Here is a 26,778-nt window from a genome sequence, read left to right on the forward strand (position 1 = left end):
TTTTTTTATGAAAGGTTACCAAAATGAAGAACATTTACTTTAATCACGATGGAAATACAGACGATTTAGTTTCTTTACTTTTACTTTTACAAGCTCCAGATATCAACTTAATTGGAGTCAGCGCGATTGATGGCGATGGTGATGTGGTTGCATCATGCGAAGCTAGCAGAAAAATAATTGATCGTTTCAATACTTTCAACCATCAATTAGAAGTAGCTATGTCTAATTCACGTGCCCATCACCAATTCCCAGAAGAATGGCGTCAAAGCACCTTTACATTTAACAGCTTTCCGATTTTGAATGAACATGGCACAATTAATACACCAGCCGCTAAAAATCCTGCTCATATCGATATGGCAGAAAAAATTATGGCTCAAACTGAAAAAACGACTTTAATTATGACTGGTCCGATAACCGATTTAGCTCGGGCTCTTGATTATGAACCAAGCCTTGAAAACAAAATTGATAAATTATATTGGATGGGTGGTTCATTAGACGGTCATGGAAATGTATTTGTTCCTTATTATGACACAACTCAAGAATGGAACGCTTTTTGGGATCCAGAAGCAGTTGAACGAGTTTGGAATTCAAATATTGACATTCAGATGGTTGGCCTCGAAAGCACGGAAGAAATCCCATTAAATGAGGATCTTAAACAACATTTTGCCAGTTTACGACGTTATCCTGCAATGGATTTAATTGGGTTAGGCTATAGTTTAATCATTTCTTCTCAACCTGGTAATCAATATTATTTATGGGATGTCTTAACTACGTTATCAGCCCTTTATCCTAATTTAGTCGAAACTCGCAAAGCCAAATCATATGTTCTGACCCAAGGTGCAGCTGCTGGGCGCTTAGTTGAATCAAAGCAAGGACGTCCAATGACTCTAGTTACCAAGGCAGATAAGAAAAAGTTTTTCGAAAAATTTGATGAGTTAGCATTAAGTGCTAAATTTAAGTAAAAAATAGGATTGGTTAAACCCAATCCTATTTTTTATTCATTATCTTGAATAATAATATGATGTGAAAAGATATATGCACAAACCAAAACGAAAACGACAAAGACAGAAGTTAAAATAATTGCCATAAACAGCCCACCCTTTTTATATATCTATAATTATCCTATCATGTTTTCGCTTTCAATGTCCAAAGATACGCTTCTTATACTAAATTTCTGGCCCTTTCCAACCAGCATTAAGCAAATGAACTCGATCTTTTTTTTGATACCAATCACAAGCAAAATTAACAAAGTCCTGTAAATTAAAAATCAAAATCTGACCTGCAGGTAAATTTGCAATCTTAACAGGATATTTTTGTAAAAAATGAGTTCCTAAATCTTCATAATCATGATATTTATTTAATTCCACATTATTAAAGCTTACCCAAACTTTTTCACCTGCAATTAATACAGGGGCTTTTTCTTGAATTAGAGGTCGTGATATTTCTGATTCTGCCAAGTAAGGTGCTAAACATGTTTCAAAATTTGTACCTAAACACACCACTTTGGCATTCAATCTCAGTAAACGTCCTAAAACCCCTTGTTTTCCAAATGGCAAATCAAAAGTATGGGCCTTTACAATTGTTTCTTTGTCTTTTCCCCATGCTGAAAAAGAATAAATTGGATGATTGTCACGCAAAACTTCCTTTTGCATTCGAAAGTATTCCATAAAAGAATCTAACCCCGTCACAGGAGTAGCTTCAGAATCAAATGCTGGCATTTTTTTCATAATTTTTTCTTTTAACTCTGCCCTAACTTGTGGTTCTTTCAAATGTAAGCTAAAACTTGGCAAAATAATATTGCCATCTTTAACTAATAACTTCAGAGCGGAAAAAAGAGACTGTTGTTTCCCTGGAAAAATTCCCAGTGCAGACATCCGTAAATTTACTAACAAAGTGTCAGTAGAACTTATTCCCATTTCTCTTAACGACTGGGCTAAATCTGTATCAGAATAAATTAATTCTCTATCTTCTTCCATAATTTTTCCTCTGCTGTTAGAAAATATTTACTTTTTAAGAATACTTTGGCAAAAAGTACGGTTTTCTTGTAAAAATCCAATATAAATAAAAATGTATACCTTCTTGTAAAATTTATCTGATTTTATTTTACCAGTCTGCACCCTAAAACACTAAAAAGTGGTTTATACCAAAGTGCTTTTTTCTCAATTATATATCTTTAGTTTGTAAAGCGATTACAAACTAATAACTTCAAGGTTTCAAAAATTGGTCTAGTCATAATTTATGCTAATTTATCATACGGTTTATGTCAATAATTGAAAAATTGGTTAGCTTTTTCTAGCTATTAGTATATAATCAGTAACAGATTGATTTTGGAGGCGAAAATATGCCTAATTTATTATTAATTAGTCATGGAAGCTACGCCAAGGCAACTTTAAGCAGTTGTGAAATGATTCTTGGCCAGTTAAAAAATATAAAAGCAATTGAATTTAAGCAAACCATGAATCAGGATGATTTACTTAAAGAAATCGAAGTTGCAGCACAAACATTTACAAAATTAGATGCAATTATTGTAGATTTTACTGGAGGAACTCCGGCAAATACTGCAATTAGGTTTCAAGCCCAACATCCAGAAGTAAAGATATATACAGGTTTATCTTTTTCCTTACTTTTGGCAGTTGCAAGTGGAACGCCATTCTCTGATGCATATAAACAAGTAGCACAAACAAGTGGCTTATTAGGAGAAAAAAAGCCGGAAGAAAAAAACAAGGTTAGCACTATAACTAAAAGTACAACTCAAAAAACTGCTATGTTTGTCCGAATTGATGAACGTTTAATTCATGGACAAGTTGCGACTATGTGGACTAATGCTTTAAAACTAACAAGGTTAATGGTAATTGATGATCAAATTGTTAAAAGTCCCATTCAAAAAACTGCTCTTAAAACAGCTTGCCCTAATGGTATTCATTTAAGTATCCTAACAGCTGCAGGTGCAGCTAAAAGAATCAAGCAAGGACAATATCAGGGGCAAACAGTTTTAATTTTAGTAAAAAGACCTGCGATTTTAAAGCAACTAGTTGATTTGGGACTTAAGTTACCAGAAATCAATGTTGGTAATATGTCAACCAAAGAAGGATCTCAGCAAGTCGCAAAAAGTGTTGCCGTAACAGTCAGTGATATTGCTGATTTTAAATACTTAGCAGACAAAGGACTAACTATATATCATCAAATGATACCTAGTGAAGCACGAGAAGATTTTATGAACTTACTTAAAAGTAACGAAACTGGAGGACAAAATTAATGATTGCATGGTGGCAAATTATTCTATTAACAGCCTTAGCTTTTTGGATGATATTAGATCAGCTTACTTTAGTAACAATTAACTCCCCTCTTTTAATTGGAATGATTTCCGGAATTATAATGGGAGACATAAAAACAGGTCTAGTTGTTGGCTCAACACTACAATTAATGGTTCTCGGTGTTTCAACATATGGTGGAGCAAGTATGCCTGATTTTATGACAGGTGCAATAGTAGGAACAGTTTATGCTGTTTTAACAAACAAAGGTACTCAATTTGCCATTGGACTAGCAGTTCCAGTTGGCTTATTAATGGTACAACTTGATGTTTTAGCACGTTTTTTTAATACAATTTTTCAACATAAAATGGAGCAAGCCATCAAAAATAACAATACAAAAGTAGCAAGTCGCAATGCATACTTAGGCTTTCTAGCTTGGGGATTATCTAGAGCTATTCCTGTCTTTATTTTATTAGTAATCGGCAATGACGTTGTCAAAACTATTTTACGTGTTGTTCCAGTTTGGTTAACAAATGGACTCAAAGTTTCTGGTGGAATTTTGCCAGTTGTAGGGATTGCCATTTTATTACGCTACTTACCAACAAAAAAATTTATTTCATATTTGATAATTGGTTTCTTAGCTGCAGCCTATCTAAAAATGCCAATGCTAGGTGTAGCTTTACTTGGTGCTGCACTAGCAATTTTGAATTACAAACGAGAAAATACCCCTACAATGCAAACAAACACTACAAGTTATGAAAATGCGGAGGGTGAATATGAAGACTAATACTAAATTAACAAAAAAAGATTTATTTCAAGCAAATTGGCGCTGGCTTTGGGCAAGTCAATTATCTTGGAACTATGAAAAAATGATGGCACCAGGATATTTCTATACTGTATTACCATTTTTAAAAAGATTCTATCAAGATGACGAACTTGTAGACATGATGAAAATGCATTCTCAATTTTTTAATACGAATGCTTTTACTGGCCCATTTATTATCGGAATGGATTTAGCAATTGAAGAACATCAAGGTTACAAAGCAAAAGAAACTGTTGCTGGTATTAAAACTGGACTAATGGGTCCACTTGCAGGTGTTGGGGATACAATATTTGGAGTAATCATCCCAACTATTTGTGGTTCAATTGGAGCATACATGGGCTTAAAGGGAAATGCTTTAGGAGCTATTATCTGGTTATTGGTAAATATTTTTATTTTATTTGCAAGATTTGCAATTTTACCAATGGGTTACTACCAAGGAGAAAAATTAATTAATTCAGCCGAAGGGAAGTTAAATGCCGTTACAGACTCCGCAATTTTGCTTGGTGTAACAGTTGTTGGCGCATTAATTCCAACGGTAATTAAAGCAGATGTTCCGTTTGTCTTTTCAGCGGGAAAAGTAACCTTAAAATTACAAACTGTTTTAAATCAAATTATGCCTTCTCTAATTCCTGTATTATTAGTGGCATTTGTTTACTGGCTTTTAGGTAGAAAAAAGATGACTTCTACAAAAGTAATTTTATTTGTATTAGTTTTAGGAATTGTTTTAAGTTATTTTCACATCTTAGGAGCATAGTTTTTGATAAAAGAGCTGCGAAAAAGCTTCTATAACGCAAAAAAGTTGATAATCTTGGTTATATAAAACCTTGATATATCAACTTTTTTTATTTTCAACTTTTATTAAAAGTTAGTTTTTCTAGACACTTTCCAACAAAATATTCTATTAATTATTTTTCCCTCGCTTATAAGCTGCCTTTACCTGTGCAAAAGTTGTTTCTCGCCCATTTTGTACTAAAGTTGCTCCTACTTCAGCCATGCCATCAGCTATTGCCGATAGCCATCTAAAGATTGAAACTTCTGCAAAGAACAAAACAACTAATAAGAATATAGATCTACCTGAAATCATGGTTAGTGCGAAGAAATGATGGAAGAATACAATCGATACAACAATTGTAAAGAAAGCTATAACCATTACCCCTAACCTGAATTGTTCAGAAATGTGATATAAAACCATCATCCCCACAGCAACTAATACCATAGTTGCAGTAGTCGATAAGTCTTTATGTCCTAAATCTAGTGCCATATTAGCTGCAATCAAAACCCAAACGGCCAACATATCTGTTAAGCCCCCTGGAATTGATTTAGATAAAACATTGGCAATAAAATTACCACGAATAATATTATGATTACTCTCTAAAGCCAATAAAAATGACGGCAGGCCAATTGTAAAGGCACTAATCAACGTTATCTGTGATGGACGCAAAGGATAATTTACGGTCAACATTAATGAAATTATTGACATTAAAAATGAAAAGATATTTTTAACAAGAAATAGGCTCGCACTTCGTTCAATATTATTAACAACTCGTCTACCTTCATTAACAACATCTGGCATTTTTGCAAAATTAGAATCAAGCAACACTACTTGGGAAGCTTGCACAGCTGCAGAATTACCTGAAGCCATGGCAATAGAACAATCTGCTTCTTTCATTGCTAAAATATCATTGACTCCATCACCTGTCATAGCAACAGTTTTGCCAACTTCTTTAAGTGCTAAAATCAACTTCTTTTTTTGGTCAGGCTTAACTCTCCCAAATACAGTGTATTCTTTTACTGCATCTTTATATTCACCATTAAATTTTGATAAATCTATATATTTCTCAGAATTTCTAATTCCTGCTTCTCTAGCTACTCGAGAAACTGTAACAGGATTATCACCTGAAATCACTTTAATATCAACGCCTTGTTTTGCAAAATATTTAAAAGTTGCTGGCGCCTCTTTGCGGATAGGATTATTAATTAAAATATAACCCAATACAGATACAGATTCTGTTAAAGGAGAGTTTTCAGAAATTTCTTTGGGATATTTAGCAAAAACTACTACTCGATATCCAGATTCAACATATGATTGAAATTCTGGAAGATACTTTTCAAAATCAGCTCGCAACACCATTTCTGGAGCGCCCAATACTAAACTATATTCTTCAAAAACTGCTGCGGAATATTTATTCACAGAAGTAAACGGAACAATCAGCTTAGCTTTTTGAAACAAGCGTGTCTTAAATTTTTCACTTACTGCCTTCATTGTTTCATTATCAACTGGCATATTACCAGAAAAGTCAGCTAAGTATTTATTTAAATCACTATTTGTTACATTATTACTGGTAATTGCTTTTTGTACTGTCATGACCGGTTCAGTAATTGTCCCAGTTTTATCTACACAAAGAACATTTACTCGGGCTAAAGTTTCCACACTTTTCATATTATGTAGCATTACCCGTCTTCGTGCTAACCTTGTTGCAGCCATAGCCAATGCAATGGTAGTCAATAAGTATAACCCCTCTGGAATCATTCCAATAATTGCAGCTTCCATAGAAGTAATACTTTCTGCTAAACCAGCATGATTGAGGAAATAACTTTGAGAAAATAGTGCTATCCCCAAAGGAATAATAATGATACCAACCCACTTGATAATTTTATTAATGGAACGAACCATTTCACTTTGCTCAACTGATTTCATAGCCTTAGCTTCGAGAGTTAATTTAGCTATATAAGATTCATTACCAACTTTTTCTAGTTGCATATAAATCTCCCCAGAAACTAGGAAGCTTCCAGACATCAACTCTGAACCAATAGTTTTCTTAATTTCATCAGCTTCACCTGTAAGCAATGCTTCATTAACTCTTGCTTCACAAGCTAAAACTCTACCATCAGCAGGAATTTGATCACCTGTTGTCAAAATAACAACATCATCTTGCACTAATTTTTCAATTGGTTGTCGTATTTTTTTCCCATCGCGAATAACAAGAACTTCAGCTTCATTCATTACTGTCAATTTGGATAAAACATGCTTTGCACGGATTTCCTGAACTATCCCAATGATAGTATTAGCAATGATTACTGGCAAAAAAGATAAATCACGATAAGAGCCAACTACTATTAACAATCCAGCCAAAATCGCAAAAATCAAATTAAAGTAAGTAAAAGTATTTTCGGCAATAATTTGCCAATTAGACTTAAACTGATTATCAGTTGCCTCATTAACTAATCCTTGCTTTATTCTCTTACTAACTTCAGGAGTAGTTAACCCAATATCCAAATCTATATGTTGCTTCGCTGCCATCTTGTTCTCCTTAAACATGATTTTAGATAATTATATCATGTTCTAGGATTAAAGTAGGTGTATGCCACCTGCCTCACATTCTTTTATTGTTTCTTCAGGCCATACACTAACTTGTACTTCACCAATATGAGCTTTTTTCAAAAGCAACATACAAAATCTGGATTGACCAATTCCTCCACCAATTGTGTAAGGTAATTCGCCATCCATTAGCATTTTATGGAATGGCAATTCTAATCTATCTAAAGTATCAGTTAGAGTAAGCTGGCGTTTCAAAACTTCTTCATCAACTCTAATTCCCATTGAAGAAACTTCAAATGCACATTTTAGAACTGGGTTCCAAAATAACAAATCACCATTTAATTTCCAATCATCATAATCTGGTGCTCGAAGGTCATGTGGTTCACCAGACAATGGTAACTTACCACCAATATGCATAACAAACACAGCTTTATATTCTTCACAAATTCTATCTTCACGTTCTTTAGCAGTAAGTTCTGGCCAACGAGCTTCTAATTCTTCACTAGTTACAAAATAAATATCTTCTGGAAATTCAAAAACATCTCCATATTTTTTAGCAACCTTCTTACCAGTTATTTTCATTGCCGAATAAATATCTTTAACAGTCTTCTTCAAGAACTCAGTTGTCCGATCTTCTTTAGCAATAATTTTTTCCCAATCCCATTGATCAACATAAATTGAATGTAGATTATCTGTATCCTCATCTCGACGAATTGCATTCATGTTAGTGAAAAGACCTTCACCCATTTTAAAGCCATATCGCTTTAAAGCGAATCTTTTCCATTTAGCAAGTGAATGAACAATTTGCAAATCTTCATCAGGTTCTTCTTTAGTTTCAAACGCAACTGGACGTTCAACACCATTCAAATTATCGTTGAAACCAGATGATTTTTTAACAAACAAAGGAGCTGTAACTCGAAGTAAATTCAACTTTTCAGCTAATTCAATCTGAAAGATATCTCTAATATCACGAATTGCTTCTTCTGTTTCTCTTAAACTACGTGTTGCCTTGTAATCAGTGGGAATAAATGTCTTCATAATTATTTCTCCTAAAATATAAATTTGGAATGAAAAAGAGCCTTCCATCCCCAATTGTATAAGGGACGAAAGGCTCTTTCCGCGGTACCACCCAACTTGTCAAACAATGACCACTCTAAATCAGATGCAATCACATCTGTCCCGAGATAACGTTGGGGATTACGTCTTGGCCTACTGAATTCGACCTCGCAGCATGAAAAAGTGTTTTTCAAAAAATTCAGGGTCTGCTAACTTTCCACTAGCTGTCAGCTCACTGTAAGAATGAATTAATCTACTCGTCTTTTAGCTTTTAATTATTGTTCATTTATTTATCAAATATTTAATCACGCATTAATTTAAAATGCAAGTATTATGCTGTAACTTTTTTTCTCTGTACTCGTTTTAATAAAATATCTGCATACCTCGCATTTAATCCATCATGATAATTAGCAAGAAAGACAAGTAAATCGTGATAGTTTTGTAAGGCAAGTTGCGCTGTATATTCATCAATGTTCATACTTGAGTGAACAGCTATACTCCCATAAGTTCTCAATCGATCAAATAACCGCATAATTGTTGCTGGATAAATAGCATTTTGACGCAAAGTTTTAATTTTTTCACTTAAACCAAAACCTCGATTCTCATCTGATACTAAATGTGCCTGTTCAACTAATAAAGTGGCTAACTTTTCAACATCACGTCTAATATTAAAAACCATCTCATTATATTGCTTATTCTTATAAAAATTAAAAATTTTAGATATTTGTGGATTTACTTTTTCTAATAAGTGCGATTTTTTTACAAAATCAAAATTAAATTCTTTCATATTTCTTCTCCTTTTTAGCATCTCAGATATATTATACCAAAATATGTAACCGCTTACTAAAATGGAGAAAATAAAAGTTAGGCTTACCCTAACTTCTCCAATTCACTACGTCGCTCTTTTATCATTTCATCTAAAACATCTAAGTCATGTGAATTTGCATATAATTTAACAAATCGTTTTGCAGTAGACCGATGATTATAAATTTGTTGCTTGTCCTTATGATGTGAGCGCCACTTCTGGTTTGCACGCTTTTGTGCTTCAGATGTTGCCATTTTCATTCCTCCAAAATAATGAATAGTAATTCTTCCCCCAATTATTAACTAGTCCAAATACTGAACCAGCTATTCATATATTAATTATATATCAGAAATCGCTTTCAGAAAGATAAATTTAAAATAAATCTATATCTTTATAAATTCTTAACTATGTAGTAAACAAAAAAGATATATTCAAATTAGAATATATCTTTTTATAATTATTATGAACAAACACATGAAAAAAGAGTTTTAACTTTTAAAATAAAAAGTTTCAGGAGTGATTATAATCAAAATAGGAATCTTTGATATAATCCGGCCCTAAGGCCGTATATAATAATACGCTTTTATATAATATAGTGCAATATAAAAGTGCTTTAATATGCAATAATTTTCTATATTATTTTGTATTTAAGATTTATTAAACTTGCTAATCAAAAATTTGTAAAACCTTATCTAAAGATAGTCGCTCTGATTTAAAGTTATTGATATGGTTTTTCGCTTCATAACCCACTGCAATTCCGACTGCAATTGCTTCTTTTTCCGGAATTGGTAATACTTGTCTTATTTCATCAGGATATTTAACAAATTCATATGCTACCATGCTCCCTAACCCCATATCTGTTGCAGCAAGCAGTAAAGTCTGAGAAAAAGATCCTAAATCATAAATTGACCAATTGCTACTATTTTTGGGAATAGTTAAATAAAAGACAGCTGGAGCATAATATAAATTTTGCTGTACTTTTGTCCAACCTGAGTCTAGCTCATCCTTAGTTAAAAAAGCTGTACGACTTAAATTGAGTTTTGCCATATTATCTCTTGGAAATTCATCCCAATTTATCCGATGCATTGGTGGCCATTCAGAAGCAGTAATTTTACCAGCCATACTATTTTCTAAGTGCAAAGTCTTTAATTTCTCTAAAGTTTTGCCTTTTGCAAGATAAATCTTCCATGGCTGACTATCAACCCAAGATGGAGCCATTTGAGCTAATTCTACTAATTTTTTTTATTTGTTAATTTCAATATCTTTATTGGTAAAAACTCGAACACTATGTCTATTTTCAATTGCCTGTTTAGTTTCCATAACATACTCTTTTCTTTTTACTTTACAAACTACAGTTTCATTTTATACTATAAAGACAATTAGAACAAAGGAGCGATATAAATGGGTTTAACATTCAAGCGAGAAGATGAATTAGAAAAAATGCTTAATCAATTTGCTATTTTCCCTGACGATCCAAAAAAGACTGCCAAACAAAAAGGAAAAAAGGGATCAGAACAAAAACCAAATGAAAAAAATGAGTAGCTCAGCTACTCATTTTTTTATAGGCGAATCTTATCTTCTATCCACTTGTTTAATTCAGCAAGATGTAATTTAGATTCTGAACTGTAGGTTAAGACTGAAACATTATCATGATCCAAATCTAAATGTTTACGTAAATTACTAAAGACTTTGTTATATTGTGACTTCTTTATTTTATCCATTTTAGTTGCGACAACTAAAATAGGTAAATCCAACAACAAAGCATAATTATACATTGCTATATCATCTACAGTTGGTTCATGTCGCGCATCAATTATTATAATCAAGCCTTCAAGATTTCCTCTTGTTTCGAGATAATCTTGAATCATTTCACCAAATTGTTCACGCTGTGCTTTTGAAACTCTCGCATACCCATATCCAGGAACATCAACTAAATAAAAGCTATTATTTACCTTATAGAAGTTAAGTGTCTGGGTTTTACCAGGTTGAGAAGATGTTCTGGCTAAATTTTTTCTGTTAAGAAAGCTATTAATTAAACTAGACTTTCCAACATTAGAACGACCAGCAAGAGCTATTTCAGGAAGTATATCGCGAGGATACTGATCTTCACGAACAGCACTTACACTGTATTCACTACTTATTATCTTCATCCGTGCCATCCATTTCTACATCATTATTAACTTCTTTACGGGTAATACGTGGTGAAGCATGTTTAGTAATTACATCACGAGTTATTTCAACTTTCGCAACATCTTTTTCGCTCGGAATTGTGTACATCGTATCCATCATTGCATTTTCAATAATAGTTCTAAGTCCACGAGCACCCATGTTCCGTTCAAGTGCCTGTTCACTAATTGCCTCCAAAGCTCCATCACTAAAATGCAAATTGACTTTATCAATCTCAAATAATTTCTGATACTGCTTAACTAAAGCATTTTTAGGTTCAGTTAAAATTCTAATCAAATCAGCTTTTTGTAATTTATCCAAAGTTGAAATAACGGGAATTCGTCCAATAAATTCAGGAATTAAACCAAATTTAACTAAATCACCTGTTGTCAAATACTTATTCCAGCTATCAGCATCATGATCAAATTCATCAAATTTACTTTCTGCACCAAAGCCAATAGTCTTTTTACCTAATCGGGATTTTACAATGCCTTCTATGCCATCAAAAGCCCCACCAACGATGAATAAAATATTCTTGGTATCAATCTTAATCAATTCTTGTTGTGGGTGCTTACGGCCGCCCTGAGGCGGCACAGAGGCGATGGTCCCTTCGAGAATCTTTAATAAAGCTTGTTGAACGCCTTCACCTGATACATCACGAGTTATTGAAACATTTTCAGCCTTTTTAGAGATTTTATCAATTTCATCAATATAGATAATTCCCCTTTGTGCTCTTTCAATATCATAATCGGCATTTTGAATCAGCTTTAATAAAATATTTTCTACATCTTCACCAACATAACCAGCTTCAGTTAAAGTAGTTGCATCAGCAATTGCAAAAGGAACATTTAAAATTTTTGCCAAAGTTTGAGCCAAATAAGTTTTACCTGAGCCAGTTGGGCCAATCAATGCGATATTGGATTTTTGTAATTCTGTACTGTCATCAATATCCATTTGATTAATCCGCTTATAGTGGTTATAAACAGCAACACTCAAAACTTTTTTAGCTCGATCTTGCCCTACAACATATTCATCTAATTGCTTCTTAATTTCGACAGGCTTGGGCAAGTCTTTAGTTTCTTTTAATGAATCGGCCTTCAATTCATCATCAATAATCTCTTTTGATAGAGCCACACATTCATTACAAATATAAACTCCATTACCTGCTATCATTTTCTTTACTTGAGCTTGGGTCTTACCACAAAAAGAACAGGTTATTTCGTCAACTCCATCAGGATATTTTGTAGCCATCTTTTTCCTCCTCTTATAGTTAACACTAAGATTAGCATAAAAGTTCAATTAAAGGCTAGAATTTGCTCTCAAGAAAAAAAGCGGCTAAAAGCCGCTCTTTTTAAGAAATAAGATTACTTGTCAGAGTCTTTTTCAAGTTGTGCTTTACCAACTTGTTTTGCACTGTCAGTAATAAGATCCATTGCCTTACGTACAGCAATATCATGTGAAAGCATGTCATCAGTTAAAGTGTTGCGAACAGTCTTTTCATCCATGTTGTATTCAGCTGCAAGATCTTTAATTTCTTGTTCAATTTCCTTCTTGTCAGCCTTCAAGTCTTCCTTAGCAACAATTGCTTCAAGAACTAAGTTAGTTTTAACTCTTTCAGCAGCATCAGTAGAAAGTTGAGCACGTAATTGTTGTTCAGTAGTGTTAGTCAACTTGAAGTAAGTTTGTGGGTCAATACCTTGACGTTGCATGTTACCCAAGTATTGGTTAAGTTGAGTATCAACATCTTCTTGAATCATAGCATCAGGAATTTCGTCAATCTTAGCATTCTTAACTGCAGTAGTAATTGCTGCTTCTTGGATTGCATCTTGTGCTGCAGCTTCTTTATCTTCCTTCAATTGCTTCTTGATCTTTTCCTTTAATTCATCAAGAGTTTCAACTGAATCATCAACGTCTTTAGCAAACTCGTCATCTAACTTAGGAAGTTCTTTTGACTTAACTTCATGTAACTTAGTTGCAAAGTGTGCTTCTTTACCAGCTAAGTCCTTTGCACCGTAATCTTCTGGGAAGGTTACAACAACGTCAACTTCATCTCCAGCTTTGTGGCCTTCAAGTTGGTCTTCAAAACCTGGAATAAAGGTATTTGAGCCAAGTTCAAGTGAATAGTTTTCTGCACTACCACCATCAAAAGCCTTACCATCAATAGTACCCTTGTAATCGATAGTAACAGTGTCACCCTTAGCTGCCTTGTCATCCTTTAAAACAAGTTCAGCATTTTGTTCACGCTTCTTTTCTAATTCAGCGTCAATGTCCTTTTGGTAAACACGAGTGTTTTGCTTAGGAACTTCGATACCCTTGTAATCGCCAAGTTCTACTTCAGGCTTAACAGATACAGTAGCCTTCATAGTCCAAGCCTTATCCTTGTCCATTGAAACTGGTTCAATCTTTGGTTGACCAACAGCTTCAATCTTAGCTTCCTTAACAGCTGCAGTATAAGCGTTAGGCAATACTAAGTTTAAAGCATCTTCATAAAGTGCTTCTTCACCGTAGTATTGGTTAAAAATAACACGGCTTACGTGTCCCTTTCTAAAACCAGGTACACGTAAGTTCTTCTTTACACGGTTAAAAGCTTGATCTAAACCTAATTTAATTTCTTCTTGTGAAATTTCAAAAGTTAATTCACCAGTAGTTTTACCGGTTTTTTCCCATTTTGCAGACATTTAATTCAATACCTCCGATGTCAAATTTGGGTTTGCTATTGCACACTCAACTATCTTACCCTAAATGGCGCTAAAACTCAAATTTAAGCGAAATTTTCTTAAAAAACTTGTTGAAATGTAGAATAAACTTATAAATATCTCAAATTTTAGATAAAAAAAATGTACTTGCAAACGCAAGTACATTTCTTTAAAAGCGTTGGATTAGTCAAGAATTTCAGTAACTTGGCCGGCACCAACAGTACGTCCACCTTCACGAATAGTGAACTTAGTACCCTTTTCTACGGCAACTGGCTTGATTAATTCAACAGTAAATTCAGTGTTGTCACCAGGCATAACCATTTCAGTACCTTCTGGTAATTCAATAGCACCAGTTACGTCAGTAGTGTGGAAGTAGAATTGAGGACGGTAGTCTGAGAAGAATGGAGTGTGACGACCACCTTCGTCCTTCTTCAAAACATAAACTTGACCCTTAAACTTCTTGTGGGTTTGAATTGAACCTGGTTGTGCTAAAACTTGACCACGAACAACTTCATCACGGTCAACACCACGAAGCAATACACCAACGTTATCGCCGGCTTCACCTAAGTCCAAAGTCTTGTGGAACATTTCCAAACCAGTAACAACTGACTTCTTAACATCATCAGTTAAACCAACGATTTCAACTTCATCGCCGACCTTAACTTGACCACGGTCGATACGGCCTGAAGCAACAGTACCACGACCAGTGATAGTAAATACGTCTTCAACTGGCATCAAGAATGGCTTGTCAGTTTGACGTTCTGGAGTTGGGATGTATTCGTCAACAGTCTTCATAAGTTCCAAGATAACCTTTTCTTGTTCTGGGTCACCTTGTAAAGCCTTCAATGCTGAACCACGAATAACTGGAACATCGTCACCAGGGTAATCGTATTCTGATAGCAAGTCACGAACTTCCATTTCAACTAAGTCGATCAATTCTGGATCGTCAACTAAGTCACACTTGTTCAAGAATACAACGATGTATTCAACACCAACTTGGCGAGCAAGCAAAATGTGTTCACGAGTTTGTGGCATAGGACCATCAGTTGCAGCAACAACTAAGATAGCACCATCCATTTGTGCAGCACCGGTAATCATGTTCTTGATGTAGTCGGCGTGACCTGGGGCATCCATGTGTGCGTAGTGACGGTTTTCAGTTTCGTATTCAACGTGGGCAGTGTTGATAGTGATACCACGTTCTTTTTCTTCTGGCGCAGCATCGATTTGTGAGTAATCAGAAGCTTGTGCTAAGCCTTGCTTTGCCAAAACAGTAGTAATAGCTGCAGTTAAAGTGGTCTTACCGTGGTCAACGTGTCCGATAGTACCAATGTTAACGTGCGGCTTGGTTCTTTCGTAATGTTCTTTTTCTGCCATTAAAATGACCCTCCTGTAAATTTGCAAGAAGTCCGTTGAGATAAGTTAACGGATAATTCTCTGTTGAATATTGTACTACTTTCATTCGCAATCGACTAGTCTCTTGCTCATGAAAATATCCTTATATGATTATACCTGATTACACGAAAATGTAAACCATTTTATTTAAAATCTTTAATGACTTATATTTTGATATATTTTTGTAAGAATTTCTTGGTGTTCTCCACCATTTCTGTCTAGGACAAAATTCACCAAATCTTTACTAAAAGAATCGGGCTCATCTACAAAATCTTCAATTTTAGGATAAATTGTTCCCAATAATAAATTAGTTTCGCTTAGAACTGTTGGCAACATCGATGGATTTTTACTTAATCGATCACCAATAGAACTAATAATTTCTTGATATACAGTATTTTTGGCTAATAATTGTGTTAATGATGGATTGAAATCTGTCATTTTATTTAAAACAATTATTGGTATATCCTCGTCTATTCTAAGTTTTACTAAGTCCTCACAAATTGCTAAACGTAAGGCAAACGATTGACTAGGATCTAATAAAATACTCTTACTAAAGTTAACAAAATTATTCAAATCCAACTTAAATAAGCTTTGATAATCTTGCTGTCTAATTACTTTTCTTTTTTTAAAAGCTCGCATAATTTTTATCTGCTTTTCAGGAGTTTCAGGCGAAACTTCTTTCAACTTGGGATTATCAAGTAACATTTTTAGTTGCAAGAATTCAATATAAAATTTATTTTTCACTAACGTTTCTAAATATAAAGTGAATATCTCTAAATCAGAAAAAAGATCAGGCTCTTCTTTCACTAAATCATAAGCCTGACCTTCTTTATTATCTGACAAATAGACCTTAATTAAACTTTTAGCGATTTTTTCATCATAAACCAAATTTAGAGCTTCTTCTAAATATTCTTCAGCTTGAGCTAAATCTTTTTTCTCAATACTTTCATTAGCTAAATTAATTAAGTTTTTTTGACTTAAATTAGTCATTATTCTCTGCCTTTTTACTTCTAGGTTCGTGTTCGGTTTTCTTACGAGCCATTGCTCTATGTCTATTTTGGTTAACTTCCATAATCACTGGCAAAACAACTGGACGACGATTAGTTTGTTTATATAAAAACTTTTCAAGACTATTGCGAACATCCGTTTTTAGTTCAGACCAGTCAAATTTTTTATGTTCAAAATTAGTTGTAATTGCTTTTTTAATAACTTCACGTGATTCGTTCATTAATTCTTTATTAGCCTTGATATAAACAAAACCACGACTGCTTACTTTTGGTTCGGCAATTATCTTTTTCTTCTTACGATCAATAGTAGCAACTGCAATAAAAATTCCATCATCAGATAAAATTTCACGATCTCGTAAAACAATATTACCTACATCCCCAATACCGCTACCATCAATCATTGTATCTTCACCAGGTACTGGATCAGTTAAGTAAAACCGTCCTTTTTGTAAGCTTAAACAATCACCGTTTTTAGTTATATAAATATCTTTTGGCTTCATACCTGTTGCGATAGCTAAATTGCGATGTATTTCAAGCAATCTATATTCACCAATTACTGGAATTAAGAATTTGGGTTTCAAAGTAGAAATGAGCAATTGCAAATCTCTACCAGTTGCATGTCCACTAGTATGTTTTGCGTAGGCTAACTGTGTTACAGTCCCACCGGCACGATAAACCATATCACTTGTTTGGGCAACCATTGTTTCAACTGCATGTGAAGGTGTTGTTGCAATAAATACCAAATCACCTTGATGAATAGAAACCATTCTATGACGATTAGTTGCCATCTTTTGAAGCGATTGAAGTGGCTCTCCCATTCGCCCTGTTTCTAATACTACCAATTGATTATCTTTATACTTTTTTAATTCCTTAGAATGAACAAACAGTTTTGAATCAGCCTGTAAGTATCCAAGTTTTAACGCAATTTGAACAATCTTATTTACTCCACGTCCGGTCAACAAGACTTTTCTATTATTTTTCTTTGCTGCATCAAAAACTTGTTGCAATCTCGTAAAGTTAGAAGCTTTAGCTGCCACAATAATTCTGCCGGTAGCATTAGAAAAGACTTCGCTAACATAATCGCCAATTTCTTTTTCTGAGGCATTAGGGAAATCTGCTTCAGCATTTGATGAATCACTTAGAAGGGCTAAAACACCTTTAGTAGCAATTTCTGCTAAACGATCCATATCAGTACGGTATTGTGCACTAGCAGATGGATCGAACTTAAAATCACCAGTATAAACAACCCCACCAGCTGGCGTGTGAACTACAATACCCAGTGAACCTGGAATTGAATGAGTTGTATGGAAAAATGAAACACTAGCATTTCTAAAGTCAATCTCAGTTTCAGCATCTATCACATGGAAAAGGTGATTTTTTCGACGATGATTTTCGCGTTGAACTTCTAACTTAGCTAGTTCAATTGTTAATTCTGAGCCAAAAATGTTAATGTCATGTCCTCTTAAAATATATGGTAAAGCACCAATTGAATCTGCATGACCATGAGTCAAAAAGATTCCTGCGATTTTATCACCATATTTATCAAAAAATTCCATGTCTGGAATTACAACATCAATTCCAAATAATGAACTATCTGGATATTTTAAACCTGCATCAAGAACAAAAATTTCATCATTAACCTGAACAGCGAACATGTCCTTTCCTTGTTCACGGACACCGCTGACAATCATAATTTTTATATTAAAATCTGCCATTAATATTTCCTTCTCTATAAATATTTTATTTTAGGATCATTTGATCAAAACGTGCTAGTCTTTTTTAATTTTAGCATAGAACGGTAATTTTGACAGCAGAAAAAAAGAGTCAGCATAAGCTGACTCTCATTAAAGAATATATTAACGACGTAAACCTAACTTTTTAATTAAAGTACGGTAACGTTCAATATCGTTTTCTGCTAAGTAACGAAGCAAGTTACGACGGTGACCAATCTTCTTAAGCAAACCAACGTATGAGTGGTGGTCTTGCTTGTGGGCCTTCAAGTGAGCGTTCAAGTTGTTAATGTCTTCAGTTAAAACTGCAACTTGTACTTCAACTGAACCAGTATCACCTTCGTGAGTTGCGTATTCTTTAATTAATTCGTTTTTTCTTGCTTTTGAAATTGACATTTCAATAACACCTTTCTATAAATAAAATAATCGCCACTAACAACGTAAGCCGCTGGTGAAACGAGCAAACAGCGTTAATGGTTCACAACAAAATTAATAATAACTATATTTTTTTCAAAAAGCAAGCATAATTTACCTTGCAAGGATAGTTTTTCTTAAGTATAATCAATTTATGTGATTTTAGATAAATATTGGAGGTGAATTTCATGCCACAAATCAAATCAGCTATCAAGCGTGTTAAGACTCAAGCTAACGCTAACAAGCGTCGTGCTGCACAATTGAGCGAATTAAGAACTGCTGTTAAGAAGTTTAAGGTTGCTCAAGCTGCTGGTGCAGAAAACGCCTCCGACTTACACAAGGCAGCTGCTCGTGCTTTGGATAAGGCCGCATCTAAAGGCTTAATCCACAAGAACAAGGCTAACCGTGATAAGAGTCGTTTAGCTAAGCTTGCTAAGTAATTTCTAGCAAACAATAAAGACCAGGATTAATTTCCTGGTCTTTTTTTATTTCTAAATAGCTAGCAAAAACATCTTAATAAACTCATCACCCTGATAAGTTCCATTTTTATAACCTTGATCTAATTTTATCGCTTCTAGCAATAATTTTTTTATTTTAGGAATACTTGCTTGCGTCTGCCTAGCCAACTTAACGCGATATGGATGGATACCTAATTCTTTTCCAACATCCATTTCACTACGTCTCCTTGCTAGCAAAATTTTCGCTGACAATATTACTTCTAACTGATTTTCAAAAACTGCTAAAATACGAACAGGATTCTGCCCTTCTCTTAACTGATCTTCAAGCCTCTCTATGGCTTCTTGATAATTTTTCTTAAAAGCAGACGACAATATTTCAAAAATATTTTGAGCCAATGATAAATCAACATTATTTTGCACAGCTTCTAAAGTGATTTTTTTATTATCATCAGATATTAGTTTGAGTTTCAAATAATTGGATAATGCCGTATCCATTACTTGATCACTTCTTTCAAGAAGCAAATGTAATGTGCTTTGTGAAATAGAATATCCTTCGTCTTTAATAATTGATTTTATTATCCCACTAACTTCGTATGGCTTAAATTGTACTGCAACAGAATTAAACGCTGACAAACTCAACTTAGTTATCTTTTTTCGCTTATCCAAATTGGCATAATTTGCTTGAATAATGACAACATCATCAGATAAATTCAAATTAGCAAAAACTTTTTCTAATTTTTCAACATCGGCTTGAATCTTTTTAGGTGATTTACCTGTTAAAAAAATAGGGTTTTTAATCCAAATTATTTTTTGTTGTGAAAATAAACTAGCTTCCGTCAATGATGCTAGTAACTCGCCAAGCCCATCATTTTCACAATCAACTCTTTGCAAATCTAATCCTGCAAAATCAGAACTCGCCAAATAATCTCTAATCAAATAATCATTCAAAAATGCATCTTCACCATAAATCAGCAAGTTTTTATTTTGAACATTTGAATTTTTAAATAATGAAATTAACATTCTTACCTCAAATTCATCTCAAAAAAGTTTCAAAGTGGCCTTTTCCAAAACCATATCGATAACTAATACTACCATATCTTTGCGTGCTAAGATATGGTATTGCCATTTTATCTAACTTAGCTAAAGTTTCTTGATTTGGATGATGATATCGATTATTTCGGCCAGCAGAAATAAAAACTAAATCAGGATGTATAATTTGCAAGAAATGTTCAGAAGTCGATGTTTTACTTCCATGATGCCCTAATTTAAAATAATTAACCTTCATCGGAGTTTTTTGCGCAATTATTTCTTCACCAGCTTGATCTAAATCACCAGTAAAAAGCCAACGCTTATTATTTACCTCAAAAGTTAAAGACAGTGAATCTTCATTTTTCCCTAAACCTGCTTGATATGGATAAACAATATCAAACTTTATCGCCCCATTTATCCTATCTCCAGCGAGTAATTCTTTAATCTGGGACTTACGAACTTTTCCAGCAATCCGCTTTAAAAAAGCAGGGTTATTCATCAAGCCTTGAACCATATATAATTTATCAATTTTAATTTTATCTAATAAAGGCCCCAAGTCACCAACATGATCTGCATCTTGATGTGAAAGGAACACTCCATCTAAATGATCAATTCCTTGTGCTTTTAAAAATGGCAATGTTATTTGTTCTACTTGCGGTCTTTTTTTCTGTTTTGAACTTCCAAATACCACCTTACCACCGGTATCAATTAAATAACTTTTTCTAAAAATTGGTGTGGTTATTAATATGCTATCGCCTTGTCCTACATCAATAAAGGTTACCTGCCCTTGTAAAGGAAAATGGATACTAATAAAAATTAACAAATATGCAATTATCAATGTTATTGCCGGTAATTTCAACTTAAATTTCTCTAACCTAAAAATTAAGTAACCAAAACTTATTACCAGTAAAAATAAACACTGCCACCAGGAAATTTTCCCAAATATTACCATCCCAATATTAGTTTTTGCAAAGCTATTGATAATGGTTTCTCCAATTTCTAAAATCTTTTCAAATAATTCAGAAACAACCAGGAAATTATTAAATAAAAAAATATTAATAAAAGTTAATGGCATTACAACAAAGTTAAAATACGGGACAATCAAGATATTAAAAACCACTGTAAGTACATTTACCTGATAAAAATTAAACAAAAGAAGAGGTGTTAATATTAAATTTAATAACACACCTTGTTTAAAACTATTATCACTTTTAACAATTTTAAGCCCTAATACCAATACATAACTTAGAATAGCTCCAATGTTCATAAATAATCTTGGAGTAATTACCAAATGAACAATTGCCGTTAATCCTAATAAATCAGAATTACTGATATGAAAAGCCTTTTTTTTCAGTAAGCCACCTAAAAAATAAGTCAAACAGCTTCTTACAAAACCCGCTTGTCCCGCACAAAGTAAAATTCCTAATAACAAACAAAAGCAAATAATAGTAAAACTTTCATCTTCTGTTACTTTTAAGTAATAACAAACAGTAGAAATAAGAAAAGTATAAATTCCAACATGTAGCCCGGAAATACTTAAAAGATGGATTACTCCTAAATTTCGATAATTATCTAGTATGCGCTGGTTATCATCGCTATTATTTTCTCCTAAAACCAATTCACTTACGAAAAAGCCAAGTAATCTTGGAAAGCTAGCAAAATACTTTTCCAGTTTAAATCGTAAGTAATGATAAAAATCCATAAAATTATAGTTTGTGTTCCTGATTTGATAGTTTTGAATATGGATTTTCTCTTTAATTCCTTGACTAACATAATAATGACGATAATTTATTTCTCCAAAATTGTGAGCTTGCTCAATTTCCCCAATCTCATATTTTATATCAATCAATTGAACTTTATGACCTTGCCTTAATGCAGCTTCGATAAAAGATGATGACTTAAAGCTAAGTAAAATTCTACCAGATTTAAAATGACCAATTCCTGAGATGTAATCTTTATTGACTTTCATCTGATCTGGATAAATTGTAATAACTTGCCCCTGATATGAATAAAGCTGCAGACTTTGATATAAACGTAGCCCAAATAAAAACATGCCAATTGCTAAAATAAGTTTAGCCTTTTTAAATTTCTTTATTAATAACAGAGCAAAAAATAGGCAAAAAGCAATCGCAACACCAACTTGCCAATAATTTTTTGCCTCCAAAAATAGAAAACTAAAACTAATTAAAAGAAAAGCAACTAGTAAATAAAAACCTGGTCTTTTACTATAACTCAAGTTGATCTTTAAAGCCTGCAAGTGTTTTTTCTCCTATTCCCGAAACTTTTGTTAAGTCATCAACACTCTTAAAGGGCCCATTTTGTTCACGATACGCAATGATTTGTTCTGCTTTTTTCTGCCCAACTCCATTTAATTTTTGCAAATCTGCTATAGTTGCTGAATTTAAATGAATTTTCTCTCCACCATTATTACTTGTTGTTGACGAAGGCTGACTTGCAGTTGTATCAAGAGGTGAATTTTCTCCTTTAACAGGTATATAAACCTTATCTTGATCTTTTAAAAGTATTGCCCTATTAACAGAACTCAAATCTGCTTCAGCAGTTTCTCCACCAGCTGCTCGGATCAAATCTGCGACTCTAGCCCCTGCTTTCAAGGCATAAATACCACTATTTTTAACTGCTCCAGAAATATCACATGTAACTTTATCATTTTTAGAAGCTGAAACATTTGAAACAGCTGAAGACGATAGTGAATTACTTTGGCTAGCTGAAGTGGCAGATGTTGAATTTATTGAAACTAGTTCATCTTGTGAATTGCTGTTAAATTTCCAAAATATTAATATACCAATTCCTAGTAAGCTTACTATTACCCACACCTTATACTTAATTATCCAATCTTTAAATTCTTCAAAAATCATTATTTAACCTCAAAATCATTAAAATTTCTTTTCTGAAATTAAATACAAAAAAAGGTCTAGGTTTTTTCCTAGACTTTTTTTATTTTTGAATCTTTTTCAAATAATTAAGCGCATCATTAAAAGTTGTAACTGGAACAATTTTCATTTTTGAATGAATTTGTTTGGCAGTTTTTACTGCAACGGCATAATTAGTTTCATCTTTCTTATATCCTGGTAATTGTTGACTAGGAGCAAAAAACACTTTAGCCCCAGCTTTATCAGCAGCCACTACTTTCTTATCAACTCCACCTATCATCCCTACATTACCATCATCATCAATCGTGCCTGTCCCAGCAATCTTAACCCCATGTGTTAAATCATGACCTGTAAATAACTGATAGGAAGCCAATGAAAACATTAACCCAGCAGAAGGGCCACCGATAGATCCAGCATTAATTTTAATTTGAGGTTCAGTAATAACTTGACTTCGCTCAACCAATTGAATTCCAATAGCCGCTTTCGATTTATCTGTAGCTAAAGGAATAGTTTTGCCTGTATAATTGATTGACTTATTATTCCTTTGAACTGTAATAGTGATTTTCTGACTTATTTTTTGTTTTTGAATATAATCCATCAATGATTTGGTCGATTTAAAATGTTGACCATCTACTGCAGTAATAATATCACCAATTTCCAATTTACCTTTAAATTTTGAATTGGTTGCTAATCCCATTACATAAACACCTAAAAATTCCTTCTTTGGTGTTTTCCCAGCAACTTTAGCAGCATAATAAATTGCATTATTTTGACTAGTTTCCATATACCACTCTTGTAGTTGCATATATTGATTAGTATTTTGATTACCTAATAAGTCTTTTTGAGAAATTCGTGTTTCAAAAGGATTGGTATAACTCCATAAATAATCACCAAGGCTCGCTTGCCGCTCGCTAACTGTTACCATAAGTAAATTTTTGCTAGCAGTTTTGCCCTTTGAAGATACAAATTGACTTACACTGTTTGCATCCCCTGGTGCTTCAATATAATAATTAGTTGGCCAAGAAAGGCCCAAATAAACTAAAACGAGAAGCAATAAAGTTGCAACAACAATATTTAATTTCTTTTTATTTTTCATGTGATGCTAATACCCTCTTTAAAGCTAGTGCTGCTTTTACTGGCAAAAACTGTGAAACATCTCCACCAAATTTAGCTATTTCCTTAATCATACTTGAAGCAACAAAACTATTGTCACTACTAGTCATGAAATAAACTGTTTCAATAGCTGGATTAAGTTTTTTGTTCATTGCATTAATTTGTTGCTCATAAAGGAAATCTGCACTATTTCTCAATCCACGAATAATAATATTAGTTTGTAATTCTTTAGCCACATCAACTGTTAAAGCAGCAGGTCTAGTAAGAACAGAAACATTAGCTAATTTCAAATCAGCAATTGCTTCTTCAACTAATTCTGCTCGCTCTTTCGCAGAAAACAAATATTTTTTACTCGTATTGGTCATTATTACTACAACAACTTCATCAAAAGACTGACTTGCTTTTTTAATAGTTTCTAAATGGCCATTAGTTATCGGATCAAAACTTCCTGGAAAAATTGCTTTTACCATCTTAATTATCCCTTTGATATATTCTAACAATCGTTTTACCTAGATGATGTTCCTTAACTAAAGTAAAGCCGTTTACGTCTTCTAATTGAGTATCATCATCAGTTTCACAGACCAAAATTGCTTTAGAATTCAGTAAATTCAGCTTATCTATTTCCGCCATAATTTTAGTAATTTTTTGTTTGGCATATGGTGGATCTAAAAAAACTATATCAAAATGATAATCATGTTCATTCAAGAATCTTAAGGCTACTTTATCACTCATTTTAAATACTTCAAATTTTCCTTCTTCATGAGTTAAAGCCACATTCTTTTTTATTATTTGAACCGCCGCGTAATTTATATCGGTAATTACTGCATGATCAAAGCCTCTAGATACCGCTTCAATAGCTAAGGCCCCACTGCCACCGTATAAATCTAAGACAGCTCCACCATTAAAGAATTGACCTAAGCTATTAAAAAGTGATTCTTTAACCTTATCACTAGTTGGTCTTGTTTTATTACTTTTTAATGTAAACAAATTTCTTTTAGCATATTTACCAGCAATTATTCTCACTGCTTATATTCCTCATTTTCTTCTAAAATTTGTTCTGCTTCCGTTGCTAGTTTATTAATTTGCCCTTCTTCATGTTCCCGACTGAAATTCAATTCACTTGTTGGTGAAATTTCAGCTTTTTTGACAAAGTGCAATTTATTTAATTTTATTGTTAATTCTCTCGCTCCAGTTTGATTTACATAAATCAAACAATATTTTTTTCTTTTTGAAAAATAAACTATGTCACCAAATTGTCTTAATTTAAACTGATCTTGAGCTTGATTTAAAAAAACGATTATCGCAACTCGTGCCGGTATATTGGTATTTTTTAAATCCTGATTATAACTCATTGTACGCTCCGTTCCATCATAATAGTCCTCTTTTCTTCAGCGGAAATATTCAAAACTAATCCGACTCCAGCCGTTAAAACAAACATTGAGGAACCACCATAACTAATAAAAGGTAAGGTTACTCCAGTAATCGGTAATAAACCAATGACTGCACCAATATTAAATAAAGTTTCTGTAAAGATAATAGTTGTCACTCCAAAACAAACCAAAGCATTAAATTGACTTTGAGCATGAACTCCAACTTCCATAATCCGCCACATTAAATAAAATAGTAATCCTAAAATTAGACAGGCACCAATTGAACCTAATTCTTCACTAATAATGGACATAATAAAGTCAGTATATGGTTCTGGTAAGTAGCCACGCTTTTGCATACTATTACCTAATCCAACTCCAAATAAACCACCGTTATGAATTGCATAATATGAATTTACCAATTGCGCTCCACTTGTTTTTTCTAGTTGGAATGGGTGAGCAAATGCTAATAAACGCTGGAATTGATAAGAGTTTTGTAAGAACTTAGGATTCCAAATAATGATTAAAGATACAAAGCCAATAACTAACCCTAATAAGATAAACATCCATGTTAAAACAAGACCTGCTCTAATTCCAGAAACCGCATATAAAACCATTACAATCATAAACAAGATTGCGGTTCCACCGAAGTCTGGTTCAACAATAACTAAAGCCATAATAGCAAATGCAATAATTGTTGGATTAGATAATGAATGCCAAATATTACCCGCTACTAAGCGATTAGCCCTTTTATCTAAAATTTTTGCCAAATATAAAATAAGAGCTAACTTAGCAATTTCTAATGGCTGAATACTTACAAATCCCAAATTTATCCAACCAACAGCACCATTAACAGCGAATCTAGCTCCACCAATTATTTTCATTGCTAACAAAATAAGTAACAAGAATACGGAGAAACCTAAATAGGTCATAATAAATCCCCAACTTCGAATCTTTTTCATTTTAGTATTAAAAGCTGGGTAGCCTAAAAATATTACGGCAACTATAAAGTAAATAAATTGTTTAACCCCATAAACTGTCGGACTAAATCCATTAACTAGTAAAATATCTGAACTAGCTGAATAAACCATTACAATCCCTACTACACATAAAAATAAATAAGGAAGTAGTATTTTATAATCTAAATATAAAAATTTTTGCTTATCTGGACGCACCTTCGCCGTCCTCCTCTTAATAAAGTAATTTAATCTTATTATTCATTATAAACCAAAAAAAGCTGCTACTTCTATTGAAGTAACAG

General features: G+C 33.3%; 27 protein-coding genes and 1 other annotated feature. Of the genes, 6 read left to right on the forward strand and 21 right to left on the reverse strand.

Features of this window, described 5'->3' with window-relative positions; translation table 11 throughout:
• Positions 1 to 23: 23 nt before the first annotated feature.
• Positions 24 to 962, forward strand: a complete 939-nt coding sequence (locus ETI37_RS01785; RefSeq protein ID WP_006586610.1) for a nucleoside hydrolase — start codon at positions 24 to 26, stop codon at positions 960 to 962.
• A 204-nt stretch (positions 963 to 1,166) separates the two neighbouring features.
• Here ETI37_RS01785 and ETI37_RS01790 read toward each other — a convergent pair whose 3' ends face one another.
• Positions 1,167 to 1,976 carry an AAC(3) family N-acetyltransferase gene (locus tag ETI37_RS01790; protein WP_006586609.1) on the reverse strand — a complete coding sequence of 270 codons (810 nt, stop codon included), beginning with the start codon at positions 1,974 to 1,976 and terminating at the stop codon, positions 1,167 to 1,169.
• Between the two features lie 365 nt (positions 1,977 to 2,341).
• Between ETI37_RS01790 and ETI37_RS01795 the strand changes: the two genes are divergently transcribed.
• From ETI37_RS01795 to ETI37_RS01805, 3 genes are read left to right on the forward strand one after another with little or no spacing between them, the layout of a single operon-like run.
• Positions 2,342 to 3,256, forward strand: coding sequence for a PTS sugar transporter subunit IIAB (locus ETI37_RS01795; protein ID WP_143458377.1), 915 nt, complete (start codon positions 2,342 to 2,344; stop codon positions 3,254 to 3,256).
• Positions 3,256 to 4,038 carry a PTS mannose/fructose/sorbose/N-acetylgalactosamine transporter subunit IIC gene (locus ETI37_RS01800; RefSeq protein WP_006586606.1) on the forward strand — a complete coding sequence of 261 codons (783 nt, stop codon included), beginning with the start codon at positions 3,256 to 3,258 and terminating at the stop codon, positions 4,036 to 4,038. Before ETI37_RS01795 ends, ETI37_RS01800 begins: the two co-directional genes overlap by 1 nt.
• Complete coding sequence (locus ETI37_RS01805; RefSeq protein WP_185958858.1) at positions 4,013 to 4,828, forward strand: PTS system mannose/fructose/sorbose family transporter subunit IID; 816 nt, start codon at positions 4,013 to 4,015, stop codon at positions 4,826 to 4,828. The genes ETI37_RS01800 and ETI37_RS01805 overlap by 26 nt, the downstream gene beginning before the upstream one ends.
• A gap of 147 nt (positions 4,829 to 4,975) precedes the next feature.
• On the opposite strand, the gene ETI37_RS01810 is transcribed toward ETI37_RS01805, so the two are convergent.
• From ETI37_RS01810 to ETI37_RS01830, 5 genes are all read right to left on the reverse strand, one after another.
• Entirely contained in the window at positions 4,976 to 7,393 is a 2,418-nt protein-coding gene (locus ETI37_RS01810; protein WP_048595698.1) for a cation-translocating P-type ATPase, read from the reverse strand.
• 30 nt (positions 7,394 to 7,423) lie between these two features.
• On the reverse strand, positions 7,424 to 8,431 hold the full coding sequence (gene asnA / locus ETI37_RS01815; RefSeq protein WP_034535748.1) for an aspartate--ammonia ligase: 1,008 nt from the start codon (positions 8,429 to 8,431) through the stop codon (positions 7,424 to 7,426).
• Between the two features lie 58 nt (positions 8,432 to 8,489).
• Positions 8,490 to 8,724: a binding site (T-box leader), on the reverse strand.
• A gap of 56 nt (positions 8,725 to 8,780) precedes the next feature.
• Positions 8,781 to 9,236, reverse strand: coding sequence for a DUF4145 domain-containing protein (locus tag ETI37_RS01820; RefSeq protein WP_006586601.1), 456 nt, complete (start codon positions 9,234 to 9,236; stop codon positions 8,781 to 8,783).
• Between the two features lie 83 nt (positions 9,237 to 9,319).
• Positions 9,320 to 9,508, reverse strand: coding sequence for a hypothetical protein (locus ETI37_RS01825; RefSeq protein WP_034535745.1), 189 nt, complete (start codon positions 9,506 to 9,508; stop codon positions 9,320 to 9,322).
• Positions 9,509 to 9,920: 412 nt separating this feature from the next.
• Positions 9,921 to 10,472: a nitroreductase gene (locus ETI37_RS01830; RefSeq protein ID WP_006586599.1), complete on the reverse strand. Its 552-nt coding sequence runs from the start codon at positions 10,470 to 10,472 to the stop codon at positions 9,921 to 9,923.
• 183 nt (positions 10,473 to 10,655) lie between these two features.
• Here ETI37_RS01830 and ETI37_RS07840 point away from each other — a divergent pair, with 183 nt between their 5' ends.
• Positions 10,656 to 10,796: an SPJ_0845 family protein gene (locus ETI37_RS07840; protein ID WP_006586598.1), complete on the forward strand. Its 141-nt coding sequence runs from the start codon at positions 10,656 to 10,658 to the stop codon at positions 10,794 to 10,796.
• Positions 10,797 to 10,813: 17 nt separating this feature from the next.
• On the opposite strand, the gene yihA is transcribed toward ETI37_RS07840, so the two are convergent.
• From yihA to rpsO, 7 genes are all read right to left on the reverse strand, one after another.
• Positions 10,814 to 11,404 (reverse strand): ribosome biogenesis GTP-binding protein YihA/YsxC, encoded by a 591-nt coding sequence (gene yihA / locus ETI37_RS01835; RefSeq protein ID WP_006586597.1) that lies wholly within the window; start codon positions 11,402 to 11,404, stop codon positions 10,814 to 10,816.
• Positions 11,388 to 12,671, reverse strand: coding sequence for an ATP-dependent Clp protease ATP-binding subunit ClpX (clpX, locus tag ETI37_RS01840; RefSeq protein WP_006586596.1), 1,284 nt, complete (start codon positions 12,669 to 12,671; stop codon positions 11,388 to 11,390). Before clpX ends, yihA begins: the two co-directional genes overlap by 17 nt.
• A 113-nt stretch (positions 12,672 to 12,784) precedes the next feature.
• Positions 12,785 to 14,098, reverse strand: coding sequence for a trigger factor (gene tig / locus ETI37_RS01845; RefSeq protein ID WP_006586595.1), 1,314 nt, complete (start codon positions 14,096 to 14,098; stop codon positions 12,785 to 12,787).
• A gap of 201 nt (positions 14,099 to 14,299) precedes the next feature.
• Complete coding sequence (tuf, locus tag ETI37_RS01850) at positions 14,300 to 15,490, reverse strand: elongation factor Tu (RefSeq protein WP_006584557.1); 1,191 nt, start codon at positions 15,488 to 15,490, stop codon at positions 14,300 to 14,302.
• A gap of 174 nt (positions 15,491 to 15,664) precedes the next feature.
• Complete coding sequence (locus tag ETI37_RS01855) at positions 15,665 to 16,498, reverse strand: hypothetical protein (protein ID WP_006586594.1); 834 nt, start codon at positions 16,496 to 16,498, stop codon at positions 15,665 to 15,667.
• The gene (locus ETI37_RS01860) at positions 16,491 to 18,230 is read right to left on the reverse strand and encodes a ribonuclease J (protein WP_006586593.1); all 1,740 of its coding nucleotides are present in this window, start codon (positions 18,228 to 18,230) and stop codon (positions 16,491 to 16,493) included. Before ETI37_RS01860 ends, ETI37_RS01855 begins: the two co-directional genes overlap by 8 nt.
• Before the next feature lie 141 nt (positions 18,231 to 18,371).
• Positions 18,372 to 18,641, reverse strand: coding sequence for a 30S ribosomal protein S15 (gene rpsO, locus ETI37_RS01865; RefSeq protein ID WP_006586592.1), 270 nt, complete (start codon positions 18,639 to 18,641; stop codon positions 18,372 to 18,374).
• Positions 18,642 to 18,847: 206 nt separating this feature from the next.
• Here rpsO and rpsT point away from each other — a divergent pair, with 206 nt between their 5' ends.
• Positions 18,848 to 19,099 carry a 30S ribosomal protein S20 gene (rpsT, locus tag ETI37_RS01870; protein ID WP_006584553.1) on the forward strand — a complete coding sequence of 84 codons (252 nt, stop codon included), beginning with the start codon at positions 18,848 to 18,850 and terminating at the stop codon, positions 19,097 to 19,099.
• A 51-nt stretch (positions 19,100 to 19,150) separates the two neighbouring features.
• Here rpsT and holA read toward each other — a convergent pair whose 3' ends face one another.
• The 8 genes from holA to ETI37_RS01910 all read right to left on the reverse strand — a co-directional run bounded on the left by holA (position 19,151) and on the right by ETI37_RS01910 (position 26,692).
• A complete protein-coding gene (holA, locus tag ETI37_RS01875; protein ID WP_006586591.1) occupies positions 19,151 to 20,137 on the reverse strand; it encodes a DNA polymerase III subunit delta in 987 nt (328 codons plus the stop codon).
• Between the two features lie 13 nt (positions 20,138 to 20,150).
• The gene (locus tag ETI37_RS01880; RefSeq protein ID WP_006586590.1) at positions 20,151 to 22,403 is read right to left on the reverse strand and encodes a DNA internalization-related competence protein ComEC/Rec2; all 2,253 of its coding nucleotides are present in this window, start codon (positions 22,401 to 22,403) and stop codon (positions 20,151 to 20,153) included.
• The gene (locus ETI37_RS01885; RefSeq protein WP_006586589.1) at positions 22,372 to 23,022 is read right to left on the reverse strand and encodes a helix-hairpin-helix domain-containing protein; all 651 of its coding nucleotides are present in this window, start codon (positions 23,020 to 23,022) and stop codon (positions 22,372 to 22,374) included. Before ETI37_RS01885 ends, ETI37_RS01880 begins: the two co-directional genes overlap by 32 nt.
• A 79-nt stretch (positions 23,023 to 23,101) precedes the next feature.
• A complete protein-coding gene (locus tag ETI37_RS01890) occupies positions 23,102 to 24,133 on the reverse strand; it encodes a SepM family pheromone-processing serine protease (RefSeq protein ID WP_006586588.1) in 1,032 nt (343 codons plus the stop codon).
• Entirely contained in the window at positions 24,123 to 24,620 is a 498-nt protein-coding gene (gene coaD / locus ETI37_RS01895; protein WP_006587197.1) for a pantetheine-phosphate adenylyltransferase, read from the reverse strand. The genes ETI37_RS01890 and coaD overlap by 11 nt, the downstream gene beginning before the upstream one ends.
• A 1-nt stretch (position 24,621) precedes the next feature.
• On the reverse strand, positions 24,622 to 25,173 hold the full coding sequence (gene rsmD, locus ETI37_RS01900) for a 16S rRNA (guanine(966)-N(2))-methyltransferase RsmD (RefSeq protein ID WP_006586585.1): 552 nt from the start codon (positions 25,171 to 25,173) through the stop codon (positions 24,622 to 24,624).
• Positions 25,170 to 25,502 (reverse strand): YlbG family protein, encoded by a 333-nt coding sequence (locus ETI37_RS01905; protein ID WP_006586584.1) that lies wholly within the window; start codon positions 25,500 to 25,502, stop codon positions 25,170 to 25,172. Before ETI37_RS01905 ends, rsmD begins: the two co-directional genes overlap by 4 nt.
• Positions 25,499 to 26,692 (reverse strand): FtsW/RodA/SpoVE family cell cycle protein, encoded by a 1,194-nt coding sequence (locus ETI37_RS01910; protein ID WP_006586583.1) that lies wholly within the window; start codon positions 26,690 to 26,692, stop codon positions 25,499 to 25,501. The genes ETI37_RS01905 and ETI37_RS01910 overlap by 4 nt, the downstream gene beginning before the upstream one ends.
• Positions 26,693 to 26,778 lie beyond the last annotated feature (86 nt).

It is taken from the genome of Lactobacillus mulieris (assembly GCF_007095465.1).
Lineage (GTDB): Bacteria > Bacillota > Bacilli > Lactobacillales > Lactobacillaceae > Lactobacillus > Lactobacillus mulieris.

Excerpts from the sequence above, each read along its gene's own strand:
- ETI37_RS01785 (WP_006586610.1), top strand. The coding sequence starts at position 24 with ATGAAGAACATTTACTTTAATCACGATGGAAATACAGACGATTTAGTT.
- ETI37_RS01790 (WP_006586609.1), bottom strand. The coding sequence starts at position 1,976 with ATGGAAGAAGATAGAGAATTAATTTATTCTGATACAGATTTAGCCCAG.
- ETI37_RS01795 (WP_143458377.1), top strand. The coding sequence starts at position 2,342 with ATGCCTAATTTATTATTAATTAGTCATGGAAGCTACGCCAAGGCAACT.
- ETI37_RS01800 (WP_006586606.1), top strand. The coding sequence starts at position 3,256 with ATGATTGCATGGTGGCAAATTATTCTATTAACAGCCTTAGCTTTTTGG.
- ETI37_RS01805 (WP_185958858.1), top strand. The coding sequence starts at position 4,013 with ATGCGGAGGGTGAATATGAAGACTAATACTAAATTAACAAAAAAAGAT.
- ETI37_RS01810 (WP_048595698.1), bottom strand. The coding sequence starts at position 7,393 with ATGTTTAAGGAGAACAAGATGGCAGCGAAGCAACATATAGATTTGGAT.
- asnA (WP_034535748.1), bottom strand. The coding sequence starts at position 8,431 with ATGAAGACATTTATTCCCACTGATTACAAGGCAACACGTAGTTTAAGA.
- ETI37_RS01820 (WP_006586601.1), bottom strand. The coding sequence starts at position 9,236 with ATGAAAGAATTTAATTTTGATTTTGTAAAAAAATCGCACTTATTAGAA.
- ETI37_RS01825 (WP_034535745.1), bottom strand. The coding sequence starts at position 9,508 with ATGGCAACATCTGAAGCACAAAAGCGTGCAAACCAGAAGTGGCGCTCA.
- ETI37_RS01830 (WP_006586599.1), bottom strand. The coding sequence starts at position 10,472 with ATGGCTCCATCTTGGGTTGATAGTCAGCCATGGAAGATTTATCTTGCA.
- ETI37_RS07840 (WP_006586598.1), top strand. The coding sequence starts at position 10,656 with ATGGGTTTAACATTCAAGCGAGAAGATGAATTAGAAAAAATGCTTAAT.
- yihA (WP_006586597.1), bottom strand. The coding sequence starts at position 11,404 with ATGAAGATAATAAGTAGTGAATACAGTGTAAGTGCTGTTCGTGAAGAT.
- clpX (WP_006586596.1), bottom strand. The coding sequence starts at position 12,671 with ATGGCTACAAAATATCCTGATGGAGTTGACGAAATAACCTGTTCTTTT.
- tig (WP_006586595.1), bottom strand. The coding sequence starts at position 14,098 with ATGTCTGCAAAATGGGAAAAAACCGGTAAAACTACTGGTGAATTAACT.
- tuf (WP_006584557.1), bottom strand. The coding sequence starts at position 15,490 with ATGGCAGAAAAAGAACATTACGAAAGAACCAAGCCGCACGTTAACATT.
- ETI37_RS01855 (WP_006586594.1), bottom strand. The coding sequence starts at position 16,498 with ATGACTAATTTAAGTCAAAAAAACTTAATTAATTTAGCTAATGAAAGT.
- ETI37_RS01860 (WP_006586593.1), bottom strand. The coding sequence starts at position 18,230 with ATGGCAGATTTTAATATAAAAATTATGATTGTCAGCGGTGTCCGTGAA.
- rpsO (WP_006586592.1), bottom strand. The coding sequence starts at position 18,641 with ATGTCAATTTCAAAAGCAAGAAAAAACGAATTAATTAAAGAATACGCA.
- rpsT (WP_006584553.1), top strand. The coding sequence starts at position 18,848 with ATGCCACAAATCAAATCAGCTATCAAGCGTGTTAAGACTCAAGCTAAC.
- holA (WP_006586591.1), bottom strand. The coding sequence starts at position 20,137 with ATGTTAATTTCATTATTTAAAAATTCAAATGTTCAAAATAAAAACTTG.
- ETI37_RS01885 (WP_006586589.1), bottom strand. The coding sequence starts at position 23,022 with ATGATTTTTGAAGAATTTAAAGATTGGATAATTAAGTATAAGGTGTGG.
- ETI37_RS01890 (WP_006586588.1), bottom strand. The coding sequence starts at position 24,133 with ATGAAAAATAAAAAGAAATTAAATATTGTTGTTGCAACTTTATTGCTT.
- coaD (WP_006587197.1), bottom strand. The coding sequence starts at position 24,620 with ATGGTAAAAGCAATTTTTCCAGGAAGTTTTGATCCGATAACTAATGGC.
- ETI37_RS01905 (WP_006586584.1), bottom strand. The coding sequence starts at position 25,502 with ATGAGTTATAATCAGGATTTAAAAAATACCAATATACCGGCACGAGTT.